The 18,325-nt window shown below is 70.5% G+C and carries 10 protein-coding genes and 1 pseudogene; 4 read left to right on the forward strand and 7 right to left on the reverse strand.

From position 1 onward, the window contains the following. Position 1: 1 nt before the first annotated feature. Together sph and F0344_RS03375 are read left to right on the forward strand one after the other, a co-directional pair. Complete coding sequence (sph, locus tag F0344_RS03370) at positions 2-1,039, forward strand: sphingomyelin phosphodiesterase (protein ID WP_374940060.1); 1,038 nt, start codon at positions 2-4, stop codon at positions 1,037-1,039. A gap of 124 nt (positions 1,040-1,163) precedes the next feature. Next, a complete protein-coding gene (locus F0344_RS03375; protein ID WP_185303023.1) occupies positions 1,164-1,301 on the forward strand; it encodes a hypothetical protein in 138 nt (45 codons plus the stop codon). Between the two features lie 27 nt (positions 1,302-1,328). Here the strand turns inward: F0344_RS03375 and rbsD are convergent, their stop codons facing one another. From rbsD to F0344_RS03405, 6 genes and pseudogenes are all read right to left on the reverse strand, one after another. After that, positions 1,329-1,718 carry a D-ribose pyranase gene (gene rbsD / locus F0344_RS03380; protein ID WP_185297340.1) on the reverse strand — a complete coding sequence of 130 codons (390 nt, stop codon included), beginning with the start codon at positions 1,716-1,718 and terminating at the stop codon, positions 1,329-1,331. Then, a complete protein-coding gene (locus F0344_RS03385) occupies positions 1,715-2,635 on the reverse strand; it encodes a ribokinase (RefSeq protein WP_185297341.1) in 921 nt (306 codons plus the stop codon). Before F0344_RS03385 ends, rbsD begins: the two co-directional genes overlap by 4 nt. 61 nt (positions 2,636-2,696) lie before the next feature. Beyond that, positions 2,697-4,652: an ABC transporter permease/substrate-binding protein gene (locus tag F0344_RS03390; RefSeq protein WP_185297342.1), complete on the reverse strand. Its 1,956-nt coding sequence runs from the start codon at positions 4,650-4,652 to the stop codon at positions 2,697-2,699. Further along, on the reverse strand, positions 4,642-6,183 hold the full coding sequence (locus tag F0344_RS03395) for a sugar ABC transporter ATP-binding protein (protein WP_185297343.1): 1,542 nt from the start codon (positions 6,181-6,183) through the stop codon (positions 4,642-4,644). Before F0344_RS03395 ends, F0344_RS03390 begins: the two co-directional genes overlap by 11 nt. Next, positions 6,180-7,196, reverse strand: a complete 1,017-nt coding sequence (locus tag F0344_RS03400; RefSeq protein ID WP_185297344.1) for a LacI family DNA-binding transcriptional regulator — start codon at positions 7,194-7,196, stop codon at positions 6,180-6,182. The genes F0344_RS03395 and F0344_RS03400 overlap by 4 nt, the downstream gene beginning before the upstream one ends. A 239-nt stretch (positions 7,197-7,435) precedes the next feature. Then, a pseudogene (locus F0344_RS03405) lies at positions 7,436-7,672 on the reverse strand (MFS transporter); the annotation flags it as partial. Positions 7,673-8,057: 385 nt separating this feature from the next. On the opposite strand from F0344_RS03405, the gene F0344_RS03410 reads away from it, so the two are divergent. Next, the gene (locus F0344_RS03410; RefSeq protein ID WP_185297345.1) at positions 8,058-9,734 is read left to right on the forward strand and encodes a hypothetical protein; all 1,677 of its coding nucleotides are present in this window, start codon (positions 8,058-8,060) and stop codon (positions 9,732-9,734) included. Positions 9,735-9,830: 96 nt separating this feature from the next. Here F0344_RS03410 and F0344_RS03415 read toward each other — a convergent pair whose 3' ends face one another. Beyond that, on the reverse strand, positions 9,831-11,549 hold the full coding sequence (locus tag F0344_RS03415; protein ID WP_185297346.1) for an N-6 DNA methylase: 1,719 nt from the start codon (positions 11,547-11,549) through the stop codon (positions 9,831-9,833). Between the two features lie 319 nt (positions 11,550-11,868). Here F0344_RS03415 and F0344_RS03420 point away from each other — a divergent pair, with 319 nt between their 5' ends. Next, positions 11,869-18,285, forward strand: coding sequence for a protein kinase domain-containing protein (locus tag F0344_RS03420; protein ID WP_185297347.1), 6,417 nt, complete (start codon positions 11,869-11,871; stop codon positions 18,283-18,285). Positions 18,286-18,325 lie beyond the last annotated feature (40 nt).

Genomic DNA, 18,325 nt, shown 5'->3' on the forward strand with positions numbered 1-18,325 from the left:
GATGTGTGTCGCCGGTCTACCCCACCCTCAGCATCACCTGGAGACCCTCGTGTCACACTCCTCGCTCCGCCGCCTCCCGGGCATGACGCTGTCCGCCGCGCTCGCCGCGGTGACGCTCGGCGTCGCCGCTCCGCCCGCCTCGGCCGCTTCGGCCGCCGAGACGCCCTCGCTGCGCGTGCTCTCGTACAACACGTTCATCTTCAGCAAGAGCCTCTACCCCAACTGGGGTCAGGACCACCGCGCCGTGGAGATTCCGAAGGCGTCGTTCTTCCGCGGCAATGATGTCGTCGTCATCCAGGAGGCGTTCGACAACGGGGCATCGGAAGCGCTCATGCGGAACGCCTCCGCCGAGTACCCGTACCGCACGCCGGTGGTGGGCCGGAGCACGAGCGGCTGGGACGCGACGGGCGGCGCCTACTCCTCGACGACACCGGAGGACGGCGGCGTCGCCGTCCTGAGCAAGTGGCCGGTCATCCGCAAGGAGCAGCACATCTTCAAGGACGCCTGCGGCGCCGACTGGTGGTCCAACAAGGGCTTCGCCTATGCGGCGCTGAACGTCAACGGCACCCGCGTCCACGTCGTGGGAACGCATGCGCAGTCGACCGACCCGGGATGCAAGGCCGGTGAGGCGGCGCAGAAGCGCAGCCTCCAGTTCAAGCAGATCGACGCGTTCCTCGACGCGAAGAACATCCCGGCATCCGAACAGGTCATCGTCGCAGGTGACTTGAACGTCGACTCGCACTCCGCCGAGTACACCTCCCTCCTCGCCGACGCCGGTCTCGCCGGAACGGACGCCCGGACGGGTCACCTCTACTCGTTCGACACCCAGGACAACTCGATCGCCGCCGAGCGCTACCCGGACGACCCGCGCGAGGACCTCGACTACGTCCTGCACCGCGCCGGGCACGTGAAGCCGTCCGGCTGGGAGAACGAGGTGATCAAGGAACGGAGCGCCCCCTGGTCCGTCTCCAGTTGGGGCACCACGTACACGTACACGAACCTCTCGGATCACTACCCGGTGGTCGCGTCCGGGCAGTAAGACAGCCGGTGGATAGTCGGACACGGTGGGGAATGGGCACAGTGCGCCGCCCCTTCCCCGCCGCTGTCCGCGCCACCCCGCCGCGAGTCACACCGAAGGAACCCCTTTATGGGCCGCCCCGCTGATGATCGAGATCCGGCGCGATGCGTACATGCGGGAGCCAGGGGGCCCGGCCGGTTCCGGCCTGACCGCCCTGGCCGCGGGGCTGGCCGCACTGGTGGACGCGCTGTCCCGGGGCGATCAGCTCATCGAGCGGGCGTGAGGCGGGAGTAGCAGCCATGAACCGGCGTCAGAAGAAGACACCGCAGCGCAGCAGCACATTCGCATAGGGCCGGGCCTCCCCGGACCGCACCACCAGCCGGGCACCCGCGGAGAGCGCCTTCAGCTCCTCGTGCGGAACGAACGCGAGGTCCCGGAACCGTTCCTCCAGGAGCCGTGCGGCCCCGGGGTTGGCCTCCCGTACCTCGTGCGCGGCCGTCGCTCCCTCCACCACGAGTTCGGCGAGCAGCCCGTCGAGCACCTCGGCGAACGACGGTGTCCCGGCCCGGAACGCCAGGTCGACGACCCGCGGGCCACGCGGGATGGACATCCCCACGTCACAGATCAGGACCCCGTCTCCGTGGCCCAGCTCGGCCAGCCCGCCCGACAGATGGCGGTTGAGGATGCCTGACCTCTTCACAGCGCGGACACCTCGTCGGCCGTCGGGAAGGAGTCCTGCGCACCCTTGCGGGTGACCGCCGCCGCGCCCACCTGAACGGCGAACTCCGCAGCCTCCAGAAGCCCTTCGCCCCGGCCGAGCCGCCAGGCCAGGGCTGCGGTGAAGGCGTCACCGGCCCCCGTGGTGTCCACGGCGTCGACCTTCGGACTCGGTACGCGTACGAGGTCACCCGTACGGCTGTCGGCGACGAGCGCGCCCGCCGCCCCCAGCGTGACCACGACCGACCGCGGGCCGAGAGCGAGCAGCCCCCGCGCCCGGTCCTCCGGCGTGTCCCCCGCCGTGCCGCCCAGGATGAACAGCGCCTCGTGCTCGTTCACGACCAGTGGGTCGCAGACCGCGAGCACCTGTTCCGGCAGGGGTGCGGGCGGCGAGGGGTTGAGTACGAACCGGGTGTCCGATGAGACGGTACGAGCCACCTCGGCCACTGTCTCCAGGGGAATCTCCAGTTGTACGGAGACGACCCGCGCCGCTGCCAGCAGGGACCCGGCGGCCCGGACGTCCTGCGGGGTCAGCCGGGCGTTGGCCCCCGGCGACACCACGATGCTGTTGTCGCCCGAGGGGTCCACGGTGATCAGCGCGACTCCGGTGGGCGCCCCGCCGACGAGGACACCGGCGGTGTCCACGCCCGCCGCGCGCTGCGATTCCAGCAGCAGCCGGCCGTGGGCGTCGTCACCGACCCGGGCCAGCAGGGCGGCACCGGCGCCCAGCCGGGCGGCGGCGACCGCCTGGTTCGCGCCCTTGCCGCCCGGGTGGACGGCCAGGTCGGAGCCGAGCACGGTCTCGCCCGGTGCGGGGCGGCGCTCGACGCCGATCACCAGGTCGGCGTTGGCCGACCCCACGACCAACAGGTCGTACCGGCCGTGCTCGTACTCGTGCATCTCTCCTGCTTTCCGTGTATCGCGTGCTCTTCGTGGTCAGGTCCGTTCGCGAGCGAGGCGCTCAGGAGAAGTCGGCGACGTTCTTCTCGGTGACGACCTTGACCGGAACCTTCACCATTCTGTCGACGTCCTTGCCCTGCGCGGCCCTGACCGCGTTCCGGACGGCGATCTTGCCCAGCTCCTTGGGCTGCTGCGCCACGGACGCGTACAGCGTTCCCGCCTCGACCGCCTTGAGACCGTCGGGAGTTCCGTCGAAGCCGACGACGGTGACGGACTTGCCGGCCTTGTTTCCGAGCGCCTTGACGGCGCCGAGCGCCATCTCGTCGTTCTCGGCGAACACTCCGGTGACGTCGGCATGGGACTGGAGCAGGTTGGTCATGACGTCCAGCCCCTTGGTGCGGTCGAAGTCCGCGGGCTGCCGTGCGACGACCTTGATGCCCGGGTACGCCTTGATGCCCTCGGCGAAGCCCGCACCGCGCTCGCGGCTGGCGGAGGTTCCCGCGGTGCCCTGGAGGACCACGATGCTGCCCTTGCCACCGAGCTTGCCGGCCAGCGCCTCGGCGGCGAGCCTGCCGCCGGCCACGTTGTCGGAGGCGACGAGGGTCGCGGTGTCCGCCTTGTTCACGCCCCGGTCCGCGGCGATCACCGGGATACCGGCCTTGTTCGCGGTCCGCACCCCGGGGCCGACCGCGTCCGAGTCCACCGGGTTGACGATGATGGACTTCATCCCCGAGCTGGAGAAGTTCTGGAGCTGGTTGGCCTGCTGGGAGGCGTCGTTCTGCGCGTCGGTGACGGTGAGTTCGATCCCGGCGGCCTTGGCCTCCGCCTGTGCGCCCTCCTTCATCTGGACGAAGAATGGGTTGTTGAGGGTGGAGAGCGACATGCCCACCTTGGTGGTCACCCCGGGCGTACCGGAGTTGAAGAACGACACGGCGGCGACGACGGCCGCCACGCACACGGCACCGATCGCGAGCTTGGCCGCCCCCGGCCCCTTCCGGGCAGGACCGGCCGCACCGGACGCGGGTGCGGTTGCGGAGCCGGCCTTGCGGCGCAGCGTGTCGAGGAGCACCGCGAGGGCGATGACGACGCCGATGACGACCTGCTGCCAGAAGGCGGACACGGACAGCAGGTTGAGGCCGTTGCGCAGCACGGCGAGTATGAGCGCGCCTATCAGGGTGCCGGACGCCTTGCCTACGCCGCCCGCCAGGCTGGCACCGCCGATGACGACCGCGGCGATCGCGTCGAGCTCGTATCCCTGTGCCGCCTGCGGCTGCGCGGAGACGAGACGGGAAGCCAGCACGATGCCCGCGACAGCGGCGAAGAGGCCGGACAGGGCGTAGATGACGAGCTTCTGCCGCTTGACGCGCAGTCCGGAGAGGCGGGCCGCCTCCTCGTTGCCGCCGATCGCGTACATCGAGCGGCCGATGTAGGTGCGGGCCAGGATGAGCGCGGTGACGAGTCCCATGACGATCATCACGAGGACGGGGACCGGCAGCCAGCCGCCGAGCGTGTCACCGAGCACGGAGACCGAGTCGGGGAAGGCGATCGGGCTGCCCTGGGAGATGACCAGGGACAGGCCGCGAGCGACCGAGAGCATGGCCAGCGTCGCGATGAACGGCGGCAGTTTGCCGTACGAGACGAGGGCCCCGTTGACGAAGCCGCAGGCGATGCCGGTGACGACGGCCAGGATGACCGCCAGCCAGACGGGCACCCCCTCGGACGTCGCCGACCATGCCAGGACGGTCGCGGAGAGGGCTGCCACGGAGCCGACAGACAGGTCGATGCCCGCCGAGACGATGACGAAGGTGACGCCGAACGCGAGGATCGCGGTGACGGCGGCCTGCACACCGACGTTCAGCAGGTTCTGCGTGGTCAGGAAGTCTCCGGAGAGCAGCGACATCGCCACGACCAGGACGACCAGGGCGCTCAGCGCGCCGTTGTCGAGCAGGATGCGGCGCCCCGCACGGACGGTGGCGCCACTCGCGCCCGTATCGCTCTTGAGCGTGTCAGTGGCCACGGGGGCCCTCCACTTCGTTCACTGCGGGGTTTGACGTGGGGGTGGGAGCGCTGACCGCGAGGGCCATCACCGCGTCCTGGGTCGCTTCGTGCGCGGGGATCTCCCCGGCGATGCGGCCCTGGGCCATGACCAGCACCCGGTCGCTCATGCCGAGGACCTCTGGCAGGTCGCTGGAGATCATCAGGACCGCGTGCCCGGAGGCCGTCAGTTCGTTGATGAGCTGGTAGATCTCGACCTTGGCACCGACGTCGATACCGCGCGTCGGCTCGTCGAGGATGAGCACCTTGGTGTCGGCGAGCAGCCATTTGCCGATGACGACCTTCTGCTGGTTGCCGCCGGACAGGGTGCGGACGTGCTGGCCGAGCCCGGCCATCCGTACGCCGAGCTGTTCGGCGATCCGGGCTGCCGCGGTGCGCTGCCCCTTGAGGTCCACGAGACCCGAGCGGCTCGCCGAACGCAGCGTGACCAGGCCGAGGTTCTCCTGCACGGACGCGTCGAGGACGAGGCCCTGGCCCTTGCGGTCCTCGGGTACGAGACCGATCCCGGCGTTCATGGCGGCGGTCACGTCGTGCTTGGCCAGGCGTTGGCCGAGTACGTCGACGGTGCCGGCGTCATAGGGGTCGGCACCGAACACGGCGCGGGCGACCTCGGTGCGCCCCGCGCCCACGAGGCCCGCCAGTCCGACGACCTCACCCGCCCGGATCTCGAAGCCGACGTCGTGGAAGACGCCGTGCCGGGTCAGTCCGCGGACGGAGAGCAGGGGCTCCCCCGCCTTCGGCCGTTCCCGCGGATACTGCTGCTCGATGCTGCGTCCCACCATGAGCTGGACGAGTTCCGTCTCGGGTGTCGAGGCCGGCACCTGGTCGATGCTGCGGCCGTCGCGCAGGACGGTGACCCGGTCGCCGAGCGCGGCGATCTCCTCCAGGTGATGGGTGATGAAGACGATCCCCACCCCCTCCTCGCGGAGTTGCCGCACGATGCGGAAGAGTTTCCCGACCTCCTCGGAGGTGAGGACGGCCGTCGGCTCGTCCATGATCAGGACGCGCGCGTCCAGGCTGAGGGCCTTGGCGATCTCCACCATCTGGAGCCGGGCGATGCCGAGTTCGCGCACCTTGGTCTTCGGGGAGACCCGCACACCGACGCGGCGCAGCAGTACCTCGGCGTCCGCCTCCATCCGCTTGCGGTCGATGAGTCCGTAGCGGCGCGGTTGCCTGCCGAGGAAGATGTTCTCCGCCACCGTCAGGTCGGGCACCAGGTTGAACTCCTGGTAGATGGTCGCGATGCCCAACCGCTCGGCGTCCTGCGCGGAGTGGATGCGGACCTCGCGCCCCTGGACGAGTATCCGTCCGCGGTCCGGGCGATGGGCACCGGAGAGCATCTTGATGAGGGTGCTCTTGCCCGCTCCGTTCTCACCGAGCAGGACATGCACTTCGCCGCGCCGGAGGTCGAAGTCGACGCCGTCGAGCGCGACCACGCCGGGGAAGGACTTGCGTACGCCTTCGATGCGCAGCAACTCATCGGGACCGCTCACAAGTTGCTCCTCCGGTTCGATGCGTGCTCGCCGCAGGAACTGCGTACGACAAGGCGGGCGGGCAGGGTGACGGACCGCGGGGAACGTCCCTCGATGAGGTCGACGAGTGCCCGTACGGCGGCACGGCCCAGCTCGCCGGTCGGCTGGGCGATCGCGGTGACGGGCGGATCGGTGTGCACGAACCACGGGATGTCGTCGAAGGCCGCGAGTCCGATGTCCCGCGGGACGCGCAGCCCGCGTGCGCGGATCGCGTCCAGCGCGCCGAGCGCCATCAGGTTGTCGGCTGCGAACACGACCTCGGGCGGTTCGGGAAGCGCGAGGAAGCCCTCGGTGGCCCGGCGGCCGCTGTCGGCCTGGAAGTCGCCCTGGCCGATGTACGCGTCGGGCAGCGCGAGTCCGTGTGCGCTCAGCGCCTCACGGAACGCCTCCACACGCTCGTTGCCCGTGGTGGTGGCCGCGGGGCCCGCGATGATCGCGAGCCGGCGGTGGCCGAGACCGTGCAGGTGGGCGACCAGGTCGCGGATGGCGTCGCGGCCGTCGGCGCGCACCACGGGGACGTCGAGGCCCGGGATCCACCGGTCCACCAGGACCATCGGCGTACCGCTGCGGGCGACGTCCAGCATGAGCGGGGTGCCACCGTCCGCGGGGGAGACGAGAAGTCCGTCGATGCGGCGGTCGAGGAGCGTGCGTACGTGGTGGTCCTGCAGTTCGGGCCGCTCGTCGGCGTTTCCGATGATGACGCTGTAGCCGTGTGCGCGGGCCTCTTCCTCGACGAAGCGGGCCAGTTCGGTGAAGTACGGATTGAGTACGTCACTGATGACCAGGCCGAGGGTGCGCGTCTGGTCGGTGCGCAGCGACCTGGCCACGGCGTTGGGCCGGTAGCCGAGGGCGTCGACTGCGGCGAGGACGCGTCCGCGCGCGTCGGGGCTGACGGAGGGATGGCTGTTCAGGACCCGGGAGACCGTGGCGACAGACACTCCCGCCTGGGCCGCGACATCCTTGATGCTCACCATTTCCGGACCACCTCCTTGTGGTTTCCGTGAGCCTCAAAACCAGCGGCCGAGGGCCGTGGAATCGATTACACGGATGATTGGAATCGATTACATGGCCGAAAACAAGACCTCTCCGCACGTCCGAGATCGGATCGTGACGAAGGGGCGGGACTGCCGGCACCGCCGCGGCCGGTCCGCTCGGGCTCGAAGGGAGGACCGGGACGGCAGACGAAAGCGGGGCCTGGCAGATGTCAACTGCCGGGCCCCGCCTGCGAGGAGGCGTACATCGCGAAGCCGACCAGCACCGAGGCCGCGTCGGTCATGAGGATCTGGGGGCGCCTGGCCACCCGACGATCGACCAGTGGCTCGTCGCTGCGCAGTTCCCACCACGCCCAGGCCGGCAGCACGACGGCCGCGACGGCGAACAGCCCGAGCGTGGTGCCACTCGCCCAGCCCCAGTCGGAGCCCTTCGACACGGCGAGCAGCAGGGAGACGAGCCCGACGCCAGGCTGGACGCCGACCGAAAGGAGTACACCCAGGGCCTGAGCAGGGTTCTGGAGGAGCGGACACCGGAGGAAGCAGCCACCTTCGCCGGCTGCCGCAAGCGCTTCAACAGCGACATCGAGCCCCTGGACGGGCATGTCTGGCCGCGCCCCTGAGCGGCCGCCTGCCCTCCTGCGCGCACGGTGTGCCGAACAGGCCACGAACCGCTGCCCCGCGACTCCGTGGAGACCCCGCAGAGACAGCCGGAAGAGCCGCCACGCATTCCATCACTTCCGTCACGGCTCGACCGAAGTGCTCAGCGGAGGAGATGGCATGCGAAACAGAAACGTACGGCGCGTGGCGGACAGAGGGCGGTGGAGACGGTTATGGGCGTGGTGTGTGCCCGTCGCCCTGGCGGTCACCGCCTCCGCGCTGATGACGGCACCGACCGCGTCGGCCGCTCCGGCCTCCCCCGGGTCCGGGGCGCGGGCCGTACAGGCGGCACCGTGTCCCACGCTGCCGTGTCAGGGTTCGGATCCCGGCAGCGTCACGGCGTGGCACACGGGTGGCGCGCCGAAGGTACTCAAGGAGGCGGTCCTCGCCTCAGGATCGCGGCTCAGGCTGTATACGGGTAAGCCCGCCTGGGACACTTCGGGGACGATCTACTCCTGGGCCGAGGTGACCCTCACCGGCACGTCGCAGGGGCGCGGCTGGCTGCGGACCGAGGACAACCTCGGTGACGGCATCAACATCAGGACAACCCTGGAGCACCCGCGTTCCTACCGCGTCACCAGCGGTACCACGGGCATGTTCCTGCACGACACGACCAGGTTCGGGGTCGTGTACGCCAACGGGGCGTGCGTCACGGACGGCAAGGAGACCGGTTGCGTCAACGCCACCTACTCCTCGGTCGTACCCAACGGACCGTGCACCGGCTGGTGTTCCGAAGCCGATCCGGATGCGATCGCCGCCTCCGACTGGGCCTACGTCGACCGCTCCGACCTCGACCGCGTGACGCTGCCCTCCGGCGCCTCTGTCCAGAAGGTCGACGGGCGGCTGAAGCAGGGAAGCTACCTCGGCTGGGCCGAGGGCCAACTGACGTCCGCCGGCGGCAGGTTCTGGCTCGAGGCATGGCAGGGCGCCGGCCGCTGGGGCGACGTGTACACCGAGTTCACGCCGGAGGGAGCCTCGCGCACCACCTCCGGCTCCACCCGCGCCTACTCCTGGCTCCCTGAGTTGCGCGCCTGCGTCAGCGACAGCAGCGGAACCGCGTGCACCCGCGACCCGGACGCCACGACGACCGCGCCGACCCAGGCACCCTGCGCCACGCTTCCCTGCGAGGGCGTCGACTCGTCGACCGTCACCGAGTGGATGCCGAACTACGGGCCCGACCTCGTCGAGGACGCCAACATCTATCAGGGCGGCCGGCTGCGGATCTGGCAGGGCCGTCCGGCCTGGGACCCCCACCACATGTACTACTGGGGCGAAGCCGAGCTCCCGACCGGCAGCACGGGCGTCTTCGCCACCCTGATGACACACAGCAAGTCCGGTGCGGACTCCCGCGCCCAGCGGCCGGTCCCCGTCCCGGGGACCCGGCTCACTACCACGGGCAGAACGAAGATGATCGCCCTCGACCCGCTGACCGACAAGAAGATCGCCGGACTGGTCGTGGACGGCAGGAACTGGGCGTTCGCCACGCAGCAGGACGACAACATGTCCCTGAGCGACAAGGAGGGGACGATGGGCCCCTGCGCACCCGGCGAGATCTGCGAGGGCGTCGCGCCCTCCACGGTCACGCAGTGGGCGTCGGTCGCCACGGACTGGTCGACGGCCGCGCTACCCGGCGGGCAGCGGGTCACCCTCAGCGGCGGGCGCCCGGCCTGGTCCGTCTCCGACTACTACGCATGGGCGCACACGACGGCCACGGGAACGACGGTGTGGCTGGAGGACAGGGCGCCCGGGGGGGCGTACACGAAGGTCGCCGACGGCAAGGTGATGAAGGCGACGAGCGGGCAGTCGGTACGCGCCTGCATCAGCGACGGCACCACGACGGCCTGCACGAAGCCGCTGCTCTAGCGGGGAGCAGCTGACCGCCGCCCCCCGGCCGGGTGCCCTGTCCCGGCTCCCGGCCGGGCACACCGCCTCCGACGTACGGATGCGCTGGAGGAGTACTCACTCGCCTCCCGGCTCCAGGGCCCCGCTTCCCATGCCTTCTCTGGCCACTTCTGCCATCCGTCGCACCGTTTCGGTCAGGAGCAGCGCTTGGGTCTCCGCTTCGCGCAAGGCGCGGAAGGCGGTTCCGTAGCGGCGCTGAACAGCGGTCTCACGTTGCGGGATGCGTGCGTTCCTGGGGTCGAGGCGGTAGGTGCCACTCTGAGAGGTGGAGCGTCTGACGTTGGGTCCGGCCGTCAGAAAGCCGTCGAGGTAGTCGGGGTCGATCTGGTCGTCGGCGGCTCGGGCGCCACCGCCCTGAAGTTCTACGAGACCTGCCCGGGCGAGCTCCGCGACGGTGACCGTGGCGCCGTCCCACAGGTCGTTACCGTCACCCGCCCGCAGGTCGGGCAGAAGGGTTTCGAGAGTGGCGATCGTGGTGGAGAGTTCGGCGCGCGCTCGTTCGTATTCGGTGGCCAGATCGCGCCGGGCCGTATGCATATGGGCGGCCGGCGTGAGGTCGACGGTGTCGTCCAGAAGGTCGATGAGACGAACGTCGGCGCTCTGGCCCTCTTCGGGGTCCAGTGGACCGTCGGGAGCGTTGGCGGTGAGGTCGACCATGGTGATGGTGTCCGGCCGCTGGTCCGTGTCGTCGGGGCGTCGTAGCAGCCAGAGGTGGACGGGAAGGGCGTGCGCGGAGGCGACGCCGCCGGGCAGAGCGATGATCTTCCGGACGGCTCCGCGCCGGACCAGCTCCGCCCGGATGCGACGCCCGGCCTTGCGGTAGGCGACGGAGGCGGGCATGACCATGAGCACGTGTCCGCCGGGGGCGGCATGCGCGTAGGCGTGCTGCAGCCACGCCAGTTCGGCTTCAGCGCGGGAAGGCGTACCGAATTCCCAGCGGGGGTCGAGGAGGAGGTCTTCACGGCCCCAGTCCACGACCGCGGCAGGCGGGTCGCAGACGACAAGGTCGGCGGAGAGACCGGGCCAGCCGTCGGCGCGCAGCGAGTCGCCGGGCGCGATCCGCGTGTCCTCGTGCCCGGCGAGAACGGAGCGTACGCGAGCGATGCGGACGCAGTCCTCGTCGATGTCCTGGCCGATACGGACCAGGCCGCGCTCGGGGCTCAGTTCGTGCAGAAGTGTGCCGATGCCGCAGGCGGGGTCGAAGACGGTCTGTCCCTGTCGCACGGCAGGAGCGAAGTGCGTCACGGCTCGGACGATGCGGGGAGGGGTGACTACGTCCGAGCCGGAGCGGCGGGCCGAGTCGATCAGTCTGGCCACGAGCGCTTCGACGGCGGCGGCCGGCCCGAGGTCTGCGGCGAGACGGTCCAGAAGGTCCCGGAGCGAGGCGTCGACCGGCTTGTGCGGCGGAAAGCCGGCGGAAGCGTCGGCTGCGGCTCCTCGGCCTTCGACGCCCCCGGCGAGATGTCCGACGGCGGCCGCGACGGCGGCGACGGTGGCGTCACCGTGGTGGGCGCGGAGCGCCTGCCAGGTCTGGACCTCGTGGGAGACCTCCTGGCTCTTGTCCCGGCGGGCGAGCCATTCCTGGACCGCTGCCCAGTGGAAGAGGGGGCTTGAGGCGCTGCCGCCGACAGCGGGGGGGAAGTCCTCGTAACGACGGCGCCAGTTGGAGACGGCGGCACGGGTCACCCCGGCGAGGCGGGCGACCTCGGCTCCGGTGACGAGCGCCGGCGGCGCCTCGTCGTGATGATCCGGGTTGCGCGTGGGGGTGTCCGACATGCTCGCCACCGTACACGGAGCATTCCCCCTACACACGCCCTGGTGAATGTGTTGACATGACTCACGCACCGCGAGGACCGCATGCAGTGGTTCACCGCCTCCCATCCCACCTCCATGCGCTCACCCGGAGCCGCCCCAGGCCTGGACGGTCGAGCCAGGCACCCGCACGGCCCACTCATTCGACACAAGTAAATCTGTTTACATAGTCAACGCGCATACATGGATTCGAAAATGCACGCAGGTGTACTGTTGCTTGCCGGAGGCGCACCTCCCAGGAGCGCCTACGCTCCATAACCGGGAACGACGTGAGGGAGTACCAGTGGATCTGGGGACAGTGGCCGGACGGTTCCGGATCACGGGGGCCGTCGGTCGCGGAAACATGGGGCAGGTCCACCGGGCCCTGGATCTTGAGGCTGTCGACGACGCGGCCGACCGTACGGTCGCGCTGAAGACGATCCTCCGCAGCCGGACCGGCATGGCGATCGACACCGCCCAGGACGCTGACGCTGTCAACCGGTTCCGCCGCGAGGTGGACATCATGCGCCGCCTTTCCCCCCGCCACCCCAACCTCACCCGGCTCATCGCCGGTGGCGTCGACGCCGCCGGAGCCCAGGACGGCGGCGGCCTGCCCTACCTGGCCATGGAACTGCTCGACGGTCACCCTCTCAATGAACTGATCGACGAGGAACCCCAGTTGCCCGTCTCCTGGGCGGCAGCCATCACCGCCCAGATCGCCGCCGGGCTGGCCTCCGCGCACAGCGCGGGTATCGTCCACCGCGATCTCAAGCCCGCGAATCTGATGCTCACCCGGGACGGCACGGTCAAGATCCTCGACTTCGGCGTGGGCCGGATCGTGGACGACGCCGACCGGACCCGCCTCACCAGCACCGGCGTCTCCATCGGCACCGCCCGTTACATGGCGCCGGAGCAGATCCGCGCCGAACAGGTGACCGCCTCCGCCGACCTGTACGCGCTCGGCTGCGTCCTGTACGAACTGCTGATCGGCAAGCCCCCGTTCAACGCCAAGGTCACCTTCGACCTCTTCGAGCAGCACCAGAACCTGGCGCCGCCCTCGCTGACCGTGGTCCGCCCCGACCTGCCCGACACGTTGGTCCTGCTGGTCAACCGGCTCCTGGAGAAGGACCCCGCGAACCGTCCGGAGAACGCCACCCAGGTCCGCGAGGCCCTCGTCCCGCTCGCCCTCGCCCCGGACGACACGGCGTCCCTGCTCTCCCCCGAGTGGGCGGCGATGAATCCGGTGGCCCGTCTGCGCGAGGAGTTCCCGGAGCCGTCCGCGCCGACGCCCGTCCCGGTGCCGCGCCGCGCGACGCGCGTCCCGGACGCGATGGACGTCTTCGGCATCCACCGCGAGCTGGTCGACGAGTACGCGCGCTTCACGCAGGGCGCCACCGTCGTACGCGACGGCCGGATCGCCGGCTTCATCGAGGACGACCTGGCGAGCAAGTCGCAGTGGCCCGACCCGTGGCTGTCGCTGAACCCGTTCTTCGACGACGGGGGCAACGTCCAGGACCTGGTCCGGGACGGGGTCCTGGAGCAGAAGTGCGCCGAGATCTTCCAGGCCGGCAAGAAAGAGGACGCCCGCCGCCCGGCGGGCCGGCCGCTCACCTTCCACCGGCACCAGCGTGAGGCGATCGACGCCGCGCAGGCCGGTGACTCCTACGTCCTGACCACCGGCACGGGCTCGGGCAAGTCCCTCGCCTACATCGTCCCGATCGTGAACCAGGTCCTCAAGGAACGCGCGGCGCTCGGCCCCGGAGCGCCCGACCGGGTGCGGGCGATCATCGTCTACCCGATGAACGCGCTGGCGAACTCGCAGCTCAAGGAGTTGCAGAAGTATCTCCGGCACGGCTTCGGCGCCGGTCGCGAGCCGGTCACCTTCGCCCGCTACACCGGCCAGGAGAGCGAGGAGCGGCGGGCCGAGCTGCGGAAGAACCCGCCGGACATCCTGCTCACCAACTACGTGATGCTGGAGCTGATGCTCACCCGGCCCGACGACCGGAAGAGCCTGATCCGGATGGCCGAGGGCCTGCAGTTCCTGGTCTTCGACGAACTGCACACCTACCGCGGCCGCCAGGGCGCGGACGTCGCCCTGCTGATCCGCCGGGTCCGCGAGGCCTGCCGAGCGGCCGACACGCTCCAGTGCATCGGCACCTCCGCGACGATGTCCACCGAAGGCACCTGGCCGGACCAGCAGCGGGAGATCGCCAAGGTGGCCGGCCGGCTCTTCGGCACCACCGTGCTGCCCAAGCGGGTCATCGGCGAGACGCTCGTACGCGCCACCGACGAGGCTCCGGCAGAGGTGTCCCCCGACCGGTTGCGTGCCGCCGCCGCGCCACTGGCGTACGAGGCACTCACCAAGGACCCCCTGGCGCGCTGGCTGGAGTCGCGGTTCGGCCTGGAGCGGGAGCCGGGCACGGGGCGGCTGCGACGCTGTGCGCCCGGCACGATCGAGGACGCGGCTGCGGATCTCGAAGAGGAGTCCGGTGTTCCCGCCGCCACGGCCGCGGACGCGATCCGCGCCACTCTGGAAGCCGGGTCGCAGGCCAAACACCCGGTGACCGAGCGGCCGTTGTTCGCTTTCCGGTTGCACCAGTTCCTCTCCAAGGGCGACACCGTCTACACGACGCTCCAGGACCCGCTGACCCGCCCGATGACCCGCACCTACCAGCTGGAGCAGCCGGGCAGCGACGGCAAGCCGCTCTTCCCGCTGGCGTTCTGCCGGGAGTGCGGCCAGGAGTACGTCACTGTCTGGCGCACCGAGGACAACGGCACCTTCCGTTACGAGCCGCGCCGTGACACCTCCGCCTCCGGCGGCCGTGAGGGTGAGGGCTACCTCTACATCGGCACTCCCGGCGAGGATTACGAGTGGCCTGCCGACCCGCAGCAGGCCATACAGGACCGGCGGCTGCCGGAGTCGTGGCTGGAGCCGGACGGCCAGGGCGTGAACGTCGTGAAGAAGTCCTATCGGGTACGGGTCCCCAAGCGCGTCGTCGTCGACCCCCGTGGGCAGGAGTCCGGCGCGGGCCTGGTGGCGGCGTTCGTCCCGGCCCCGTTCCTGTTCTGCCTGCACTGCCAGATCTCCTACGAGCAGACCCGCGGCAGGGACTTCGCCAAGCTCGCCACCCTCGATCAGGAAGGCCGCTCCTCGGCGACGTCGGTGGTCTCCGCGTCGATCGTCAAGTCGTTGCGCGCGGTTCCCGAGGACGTGCTGTCGAGGGAGGCCCGCAAGCTGCTCACGTTCGTCGACAACCGGCAGGACGCCTCCTTGCAGGCCGGGCACTTCAACGACTTCGCCCAGGTGACGCAGTTGCGCAGCTCGCTGTACCAGGCGGCGCTGGCGGCCGGTGAGGACGGGCTGCGCCACGACGACCTCACCCAGGCCGTCACCGAGGTGATGGGCCTGAACCCGCGTGCGTACACCGGCAACCCGAAGATGGCCCCCGGCCTGGAGCGCCGGGCCACCAAGGTGTTCCGGGACGTCGTCGGATACCGCCTCTACCGAGACCTGGAGCGTGGCTGGCGCATCACGATGCCCAACCTGGAGCAGTGCGGCCTCCTGCGCATCGAGTACGAGGACCTCGGCTGGCTCGCCGACCAGCACGACCGCTGGCAGTCCGCGCACCTGGCGCTGCGGGACGCCGAGCCCGCGTTGCGCGCCGAAGTGGCTCATACGCTGCTCGACTACATGCGCCGGCACCTCGCCGTCGACGTGCAGTACTTCCGTGACGACTTCGACACCCTGCAACGCGCGAGCGAGGAGCGGCTCGTCGATCCCTGGGTGCTCTCCGAGGGCGACAAGCCCGCCGTCGGCACCGCTTACCCGTACGGGTCCAAGCCCGGCATGGAGCGCTCCGCGCTGTTCCTCTCCGCCCGGGGCAAGTTCGGCAAGTACCTCAGGCGTACGGTGACGACGCTCCGCGACGTCGCCCTGGACGACGTCCAGGCGGTCATCGACGATCTGCTGAGGGTGCTGCGCGAGGCGGACCTGGTCCACGAGGTGCAGGCCGGTCCTGAGCAGTCGGGGCCGGTGTTCCGCCGCCACCGGGTGGAGCAGCGCACCGGTTACCGGGTCTCGGCGGCTTCCCTGATCTGGAAGGCCGGGTCGGGGGAGAGCGGCGCCCAGGACCCGCTGACCCGCACCTACCAGAGCGGCGAGGGCCCCCGCGTCAACCCGTTCTTCAGCCGTCTGTACAAGGAGGCCGCCGCAGGCCTGGCCGGACTGTTCGCCCGTGAGCACACCGCGCAGGTGTCCCCCGAGGACCGCGAGAAGCGCGAGGAGGAGTTCCGTACCGCCGACCTGCCGCTGCTCTACTGCTCGCCGACGATGGAGCTGGGCGTGGACATCTCCTCGCTCAACGCCGTCATGATGCGCAACGTGCCGCCGACACCGGCCAATTACGCCCAGCGTTCCGGCCGCGCCGGCCGGTCCGGGCAGCCCGCCCTCGTCACCACCTACTGCGCCACGGGCAACAGCCACGACCAGTACTACTTCCGCCGCTCCCGGGACATGGTCGCCGGGCAGGTCGCCCCGCCGCGGCTGGACCTCGCCAACGAGGACCTGGTCCGCTCGCACCTCCAGGGCATCTGGCTCGCCGAGACGGGCATGAAACTGGGGCGCGCGGTCCCGGACGTCGTCGACGTCGCCTACGACCCGGACGGTGAGGAGCGCCCGGACCCCGACATGCCGCTCCCCCTCCTCCCCGGCCCCCGCGACCTTTCCCTCGACGAAGGCGCGCGACGCCGTGCGATCACCGCCGCCCGCACCGCCCTGGGCCCGCTGATCCCGGACTTCACCGACACCACCTGGTGGTACGACGACTGGATCGAGGACCAGGTCGCCGACGCCGCCGACAAGTTCGACAAGGCCTTCGACCGCTGGCGGCAGCTCTTCCGCGCAGCCGTCCTCGACCAGTACGAGCAGAACCGCCGCGTCGTCGACCACACGCTGTCCCCGGGCGAGCAGGCCCGTGCCCGCAGCCGCCGCCGCGAGGCGGAGACCCAGACGGCACTGCTCCTGAACCGCTCCTCCGACTCCAAGTCACTGATGAGCGACTTCAACCCGTACCGCTACCTGGCCTCCGAGGGCTTCCTGCCCGGCTACAGCTTCCCGCGCCTTCCGCTGGCCGCCTACATCCCGCGCTCAGGCAACCGCCGCAACGCGGACGGCGACTACCTCCAGCGCCCCCGCTTCCTCGCCATCCGCGAGTTCGGGCCCGGCGCACTGATCTACCACGAGGGCGCCCGCTACCAGGTCACCCGTGTGCAGCTGCCCCCGGACGCCTCCGGCGACCTGGCGACGGCCGAGGCCAAACGCTGCGACGAGTGCGGCTACCACTACGAGGGTTCGGCGGGCGCGGACATCTGCGACATGTGCGGTGAGCCGCTGCGGGGCCGCCGCCAGAACCTGCTGCACCTGCACACCGTGTACACCACCCCGCGCGAGCGGATCTCCTCCGACGAGGAGGAACGCCGCCGGGCCGGCTTCCGCCTGGAGACCTCCTACGCCTTCCAGGACCACGGGGAGCGCAAGGGCCGCCTCACCTCCCACGTCACCGACACGCACGGCGAACCGGTCCTCGATCTGGACTACGGGGACTCCGCGACGGTCCGCATCACCAACCTCGGCCGGGTCCGCGACAAGCAGGGCGAGCCGGACGGCTACTTCCTCGACCTGGGGGACGGCCGCTGGCTCAACGACAAGGCGGCGGCCGAGGCCATCGAGGGCACCGGAATGCCCGTCGTCGACGAGGACGGCAACGAGAAGCGCCGCAAGAAGCGCGTTCTGCCGTACGTCGAGGACCGCCGCAACATTCTCGTCGTCACGCTCGACGAGCCGCAGCCGGAGCCGGTCGCGCTGTCGTTCATGTACGCCCTGGAGCGCGGCATCGAAGCCGCCTTCGAGCTGGAGGACGCCGAGCTGACAGCAGAGCTTCTGCCGCCGGACCACGGCCCGCACCGCCGCTTCCTGTTCACCGAGGCCACGGAGGGCGGCGCAGGTGTGCTGCGCCGCATCCAGCACGACAAGGGCGCGCTGGCCCAGGCCGCCCGTGCCGCCCTGGGCATCTGCCACTTCGACCCGGCGGAGGGCGCCGAGGGCGCCGACCTCGGTGGTCCGAGCCCTGCCGAGAAGTGCGCCCGCGGCTGTTACGAGTGTCTGCTCACCTACGGGAACCAGGGCGTCCACCAGCAGTTGAGCCGCCACGCGGCCCGCCCGCTGCTGCTGCTCCTGGCGCGGGCGACCACACGGAAGAAGGACCGGGGGGAGTCGCGCAGCGAGCAGTTCCTGCGGCTGGCCACCGCAGCGTCGAGGCCGACGGCGCAGGCCTCCACCACTTCGCCGACGCCCCAGCCGGAGTCCTCTACGCCGACGCCCCAGCCGCGCGCGTCCGCGCCGACGCCCGTGGAATCGGATCTGGCGGCCCTCGTCGAGGCGGGCGACCTCCTCGGCTGGCTCAAGGCGAAGGGCTACCGGCTCCCCGACGAGGCGGCGCCGCTCGTCCCGGAGGCCGCGGCCAAGCCGGACTTCGTCTTCCGGCTCTCCGGTGCGAACGTGGCCGTGTTCGTGGACGTACCCGCCCACGAAGACGACCCGTCCCGCGACCGCGAGGCCGCGGAGCGTCTGGAGGACGCCGGCTGGGACGTCCTGCGCTTCACCGCCAATACGGACTGGGACGCCCTCACCGCCGCCAACTCCGGCTATTTCCAAACCCGTTGACCGCAGCTCGCTCCCCGAACCCGTTGAAGGATCCGAGACA

The sequence above is a fragment of the Streptomyces finlayi genome, from assembly GCF_014216315.1.
Taxonomy (GTDB): domain Bacteria; phylum Actinomycetota; class Actinomycetes; order Streptomycetales; family Streptomycetaceae; genus Streptomyces; species Streptomyces finlayi_A.

What these genes read in the sequence shown, in the direction of transcription:
- sph (WP_374940060.1), top strand. Translation starts at nt 2, where the DNA reads ATGTGTGTCGCCGGTCTACCCCACCCTCAGCATCACCTGGAGACCCTC.
- F0344_RS03375 (WP_185303023.1), top strand. Translation starts at nt 1,164, where the DNA reads ATGATCGAGATCCGGCGCGATGCGTACATGCGGGAGCCAGGGGGCCCG.
- F0344_RS03385 (WP_185297341.1), bottom strand. Translation starts at nt 2,635, where the DNA reads ATGCACGAGTACGAGCACGGCCGGTACGACCTGTTGGTCGTGGGGTCG.
- F0344_RS03400 (WP_185297344.1), bottom strand. Translation starts at nt 7,196, where the DNA reads ATGGTGAGCATCAAGGATGTCGCGGCCCAGGCGGGAGTGTCTGTCGCC.
- F0344_RS03415 (WP_185297346.1), bottom strand. Translation starts at nt 11,549, where the DNA reads ATGTCGGACACCCCCACGCGCAACCCGGATCATCACGACGAGGCGCCG.